At 42.3% G+C, this 5,144-nt stretch carries 5 protein-coding genes, 1 pseudogene and 1 riboswitch; of the genes and pseudogenes, 5 read left to right on the forward strand and 1 reads right to left on the reverse strand.

Annotated features, from left to right (window positions below; genetic code table 11):
• Nucleotides 1–838: 838 nt before the first annotated feature.
• Together A3762_RS08200 and A3762_RS28800 are read left to right on the forward strand one after the other, a co-directional pair.
• Nucleotides 839–1,174: a hypothetical protein gene (locus A3762_RS08200; RefSeq protein WP_082869019.1), complete on the forward strand. Its 336-nt coding sequence runs from the start codon at nucleotides 839–841 to the stop codon at nucleotides 1,172–1,174.
• 113 nt (nucleotides 1,175–1,287) lie between these two features.
• Nucleotides 1,288–1,513: riboswitch (cobalamin riboswitch) on the forward strand.
• Between the two features lie 161 nt (nucleotides 1,514–1,674).
• Nucleotides 1,675–1,896, forward strand: coding sequence for a cysteine-rich CWC family protein (locus A3762_RS28800; RefSeq protein WP_082869020.1), 222 nt, complete (start codon nucleotides 1,675–1,677; stop codon nucleotides 1,894–1,896).
• 12 nt (nucleotides 1,897–1,908) lie between these two features.
• On the opposite strand, the gene A3762_RS08205 is transcribed toward A3762_RS28800, so the two are convergent.
• Entirely contained in the window at nucleotides 1,909–2,682 is a 774-nt protein-coding gene (locus A3762_RS08205) for an NAD(P)H-flavin reductase (protein ID WP_068754896.1), read from the reverse strand.
• Nucleotides 2,683–2,812: 130 nt separating this feature from the next.
• On the opposite strand from A3762_RS08205, the gene A3762_RS08210 reads away from it, so the two are divergent.
• The 3 genes and pseudogenes from A3762_RS08210 to A3762_RS08220 form a co-directional block, all read left to right on the forward strand.
• Nucleotides 2,813–3,721: a LysR family transcriptional regulator gene (locus A3762_RS08210; protein ID WP_068754898.1), complete on the forward strand. Its 909-nt coding sequence runs from the start codon at nucleotides 2,813–2,815 to the stop codon at nucleotides 3,719–3,721.
• Nucleotides 3,722–3,875: 154 nt separating this feature from the next.
• Nucleotides 3,876–4,883, forward strand: a complete 1,008-nt coding sequence (locus tag A3762_RS08215; RefSeq protein WP_068754900.1) for a DUF1852 domain-containing protein — start codon at nucleotides 3,876–3,878, stop codon at nucleotides 4,881–4,883.
• A gap of 26 nt (nucleotides 4,884–4,909) precedes the next feature.
• Nucleotides 4,910–5,144 (forward strand): annotated as a pseudogene (locus A3762_RS08220) (methionine synthase); the annotation flags it as partial.

The raw sequence follows: 5,144 nt of genomic DNA on the forward strand, positions 1-5,144 counted from the left end.
AAAAACCATTCTTTGGCTTCAACACCGTGCTCAGCAAATGCAGCGCGAAGTGGTACGACCCACTCTTCATTTTCATGGATGATATAAATATCTTGCACGTTATCCTCGTTTACCGTTTTGTCTGGTTGCGCAGTGTACTACTTTTGATCATGTTTTTATTTCTTGTTTTAACGAATAAGCTAAACGGAAATGCCGGCAACAAAATCCACAAAGCAATAGTTTAAGAGCACTAAAAAACGTAGTTCTCAAACTGTCGAAAAGTTTTACACGAATGGTGGTTTATTGATTTTGGTAAAAGTAATAAGCATCTGTTCAATATATCCGATGCGTTATCTAGATCAATTCTTGCTGTAAATCTTGTCTCGACGATGTAGTAAATTAGGGAAATAATTGATGTTCTTCAGTTATAAAATCCTTACTTAGAAAGAATAACAAAAACAATATTATATGAGTTGGTGCTGTACGTTGGCTAAAAGAGGAAAGCGGACCTTCAGTCAGGAAAGAAATCTTGGTTTGCGGGCATTCACTTTCATGAGAAAGCGGTCATTCCAATTTGGTAGAAATACCTCCTAAACCGTCATTAGGGATCGGTTTAGTATTTGGCCGAGTTTTCTGGTCTAACTTTGACCTAGTTCAATTACCTAAACAGACATTGCAGACCTGAAAATCGCTTGTTTTTCGATGTGTGCTTAAAGATAGAAGCGCACTAAATGACTGAAGCTCAATGTTAGTAATAACAAAATGATCTTATCACCTGAGTACTTTTGATACTAAGGCATTCATAGTCGACTAAACTGACATAGACCGCTGATTAATATTCGGATTGTGGAGGAATACTATGTCTTGCTCAAACACTTCATCCCACCCTGATCACACTCATGGCCCAAACTGTGGACATACTGCGATTCGTCATGGCGATCATATCGACTATATTCATGACGGGCATCTACACCACCCTCATGAAGATCACTACGATGAACATACCATCGAGGTTAGTGACGCTAATCCAGATGGGTGTAAGCCTTTACACTCCTGCGGAGATCATGTTCATGGTCCAGGTTGTGGCCACGAAGCGGTGCCTCATGGAGATCACATAGATTATTTAGTGGATGGCAGGTTACACCACGTGCACAACGGGCATTGTGATGATCATGGTCCTATAGAACTGGTATAGATAGAGTCACAACGCTTCTTTAATTTGAATTGCTGAGTCATGGCGACTAGTGCTCCACTAGTTGCATAATTAGGCCAGTAAACTTATATTCAGTACCGCATTGGTTCACGCCTACTAAATAGATGCCTTAGGGTATCTACAGGTTGTGCTAAGAGGAAATCTGGTGAGAATCCAGAACTGACGCGCAGCGGTAATAGGGAACGAAAGCGACACGATTGGTATCTCATATAGATTAAGATCAGGCACTGGAAAGAGCTCCGGGAAGCCGTCGCCGTAGAAAACTAAGCTCAGCTTATTTGCCCTTAAGTCCGAAGACCTGCCAACGCAGTTCATCCACAAACTATTGGGTGAACTTTCATGCCTTCGCGATCATGAGGTATAGAAAGACAGGTTTTAGTTGCCTTAAGCAAGCTTAGTGTTACCGCTTATCTTGCCTCCTGTAGTTTCTTCTTTTTTCGCAAAGGACCGTTTACCGAGTTCAATTTGCGTTGTAAAGAAATATGCCGAACCATGAAGAAATCAAATGCCCCCGTTGTGGATCACCCTTTGAATGTAAAATGGGATCAATCACAATTTGCCACTGTAGCGATGTCCACTTATCTAGAGAACAAATGGCGTTTATTTCGGAACATTGGCAAGGCTGCTTGTGCCATGCGTGTTTGCTTGAGATTAAAACATTGTTACCAGAGAACCCTTCCTATAGGGCAAGGGCGTTGAACTGAACTGTCCAATTCCTAAATTGCTATTCGTCGTTCTCTAGGCGCGTATTCAAAAACATCGGAGTAGCAATTTGCTTCGTTAAGGCCTTTGGATTCAAGTTTATCGATAGTGCCGTATACCATTTGGGGCGATCCGCATAAATAAACCTTGGTATTGTCGAGGTCTTCAAAATCATGCTCAATCACCTCATAGATATAACCGGAGCGGCCATTCCATTCACTATTTTCTGTTTCTAAGATCGGCGTAAAGGTGAGGTTCTTATGTTGTTTTGCCCAGCCTTGAAATTGGTTTAGCAGATAGAAGTCGTCGATATGTCTATTCGACCAATAGATATTGATCAGTGCTTTAGGTTGTCTTGTAAGAGCCTCTTCGGTTAAGCATTTAATCTTCGCGATACCTGATCCCGAGGCGATCAATAGATGCCTTTGATTAAGGTTGGTTTGCAAAAAAGCCTGCCCCATCGGTAAGGTCACGGACACTGATGCCCTATCGATAAGACATTTTGTAAGGTGTTTCAATATTCTACCGGCTAACTCACTACCATTCTGAATATACAGTTGTATTCGACGAGCTTGGTTTGGGTCGCAACGATTCGCAATGGTATAAAAAAACGCTTGTGGTTCTCCATCATCATTTAGATCGAGTTCCAGCTGCAGATACTGCCCTGCATGATAATTCAGCGAGGTGCCGACGGGAGAAAGTAATTCGATCTCTAGGGTATCTTTGGTCAAGGGTTCTACGCTCAAGACCTGACATTCATGCGTAACTTTATTCGCAACTTTGTTCATATCAAAGCCATCATTACTATTTCAATAATCGAGTTCTAGCAAGCTTAGAGGACTTTTGTGATGAGTAAAAATGGTATATTTTCACGTACCGATTAATATTTCTCATGTATGATGTTTGCTGAACTTAACGATGATTGAACGTACTCACCTTAGAATTCTGCACGCCGTTGAACAGAACGGATCATTAACGGCGGCTGCTAAAGCGCTTTGCGTGACGCAATCCGCTTTAAGTCACACGATGCGAAAGCTGGAAGATAATCTCGGCGCCGAAATTTGGTTGCGAGAAGGGCGCAGTTTGCGTCTCACTCAGTCAGGTCGTTATCTATTAAATATCGCGAATCGCGTGCTTCCCTTGCTAGATCATGCTGAAGAAAAGCTCAAGCAAATGGCGCAAGGTGAGCGAGGCACATTGCGAATTGGTATGGAATGCCATCCTTGTTATCAATGGTTGTTAAAAATCGTTTCTCCGTTCTTGGATGCGTGGCCAGATGTGGATGTAGATGTAAAACAGAAGTTCCAGTTTGGTGGTGTCGGCGCACTGTTAGATTACGAAATTGACCTATTGGTGACGCCAGATCCGTTCTATAAAAGCGGCCTAAATTTCACCCCTGTATTTGATTATGAGCAGGTCTTGGTTGTGCCTCGGGGGCACGATTTAGTTGGATGCCAATATGCAGAAGCAGAAGATTTAAGAGACCAGGTTTTACTGACCTATCCGGTCGCCACTGATCGACTCGATATTTATAGCCAGTTCCTTAATCCGGCGGGTGTCGTGCCCAGACTTCACAAAACCAGTGAGACGACCGAGATCATGTTACAGATGGTCGCTTGTGGGCGCGGTGTGGCTGCTCTGCCACGTTGGTTAGCAGAGGAGTATTGTAAAAAGCTTCCTTTAAGTGTGGTGCGTTTAGGTAGAGAGGGCATTGCCAAGCAGATATTCGTGGGGACGCGCGAAAGTGATGGCGATATTAAGTATCTCAATGCATTTATTGAAATGGCACGTGGCTACGAATATCCGATATCAACCGGTAAAACCTAGGTTTTTCGCTAGGTTCTATCCTCTCGCCCCAATTAAGTATGATAAAAACTCATAAAATAATGAAATAAAATCAATTTTATTCATGATTTGATCTGGGTATAACTATATACAGTTTTAAATGCGGCATAGCATGTATACGGGAGGTCAGGTCACCATGAGTAAAGGGTTTACATACACAATTAAGACAATTCAGTTTGATGAACACTATCGTCCATCAGACGGTACTCGAATCACAACTAATTTCGCAAACCTGGCGAGAGGTGAAAGCCGTCAAGAGAATCTGCGAAACGCCTTGAGAATGGTGGATAGCCGATTCAACGCTCTCGCTAATTGGGACAACCCAAAAGGTGATCGCTATTCAGTTGACTTGGAGATTGTATCGGTCGACATGGATATCGAAGGAAATGGTGAAAAATTTCCATCGATAGAAATTCTCAAGACTTATGTTGTTGACCGCCTTACGAATAAGAGAATTGAAGGCATTGTAGGGAATAACTTCTCATCTTACGTTCGGGATTATGATTTTAGCGTGCTGCTTTTGGATCATAATAAAGACCAGGATCATTTTAGTATTCCTGATAACTTTGGCGATCTACATGGCAATCTATTCAAAGATTTTATCTGCTCTGATACTTACAAAAAGAACTTTAACAAGCTGCCTGTTATCTGTCTGAGTGTGTCTGATAATAAAATTTATCAACGTACAGAAAACGGTCATCCTGTCTTAGGCATTGAATACTTACCAAACGAATCTTCTTTGACTGAACAATACTTCAAAAAGATGGGCTTTGAAGTGCGTTATTTTATGCCACCAAACAGTGTCGCGCCGCTTGCGTTCTACTTCTTTGGCGATTTGCTTAGCGATTACACCAATCTAGAGTTGATCAGTACCATCAGTACGATGGAGACCTTCCAGAAAATCTATCGGCCTGAAATCTACAACGCTAACGCGGTGGCGGGTAATCACTATCAGCCAAAATTGAAGCATTCAGATCATTCCTTAACGCAAATTGTTTATGACAGACAGGAACGTAGTCAGTTAGCCATCAAGCAAGGGAAGTTTGCTGAGGAGAATTTTATAAAGCCCTACCAGAATGTTCTAGAAAAATGGTCGGCAAACTTTTCCCCATCAAACGATGTTTTACAAAACCTAGCCTCGTGATTGGCCTAAAAAGACGGAAATTCATGATGAAAAAATTATTACCTACTTCGACGGCTGGTAGCTTACCCAAGCCTTCATGGTTAGCGGAACCTGAAAAACTCTGGTCACCATGGAAGTTGGAGGGAGAGGACTTAGTCTCCGGTAAACAAGATGCACTTCGCGTTACCTTGCAGGAGCAAGAAAATGCAGGAATAGATATCGTGAGTGATGGTGAGCAAACGCGTCAGCATTTTGTAACGACTTTCTTAGAGAGCCTGAGCG

The organism is Oleiphilus sp. HI0125 (assembly GCF_001635355.1).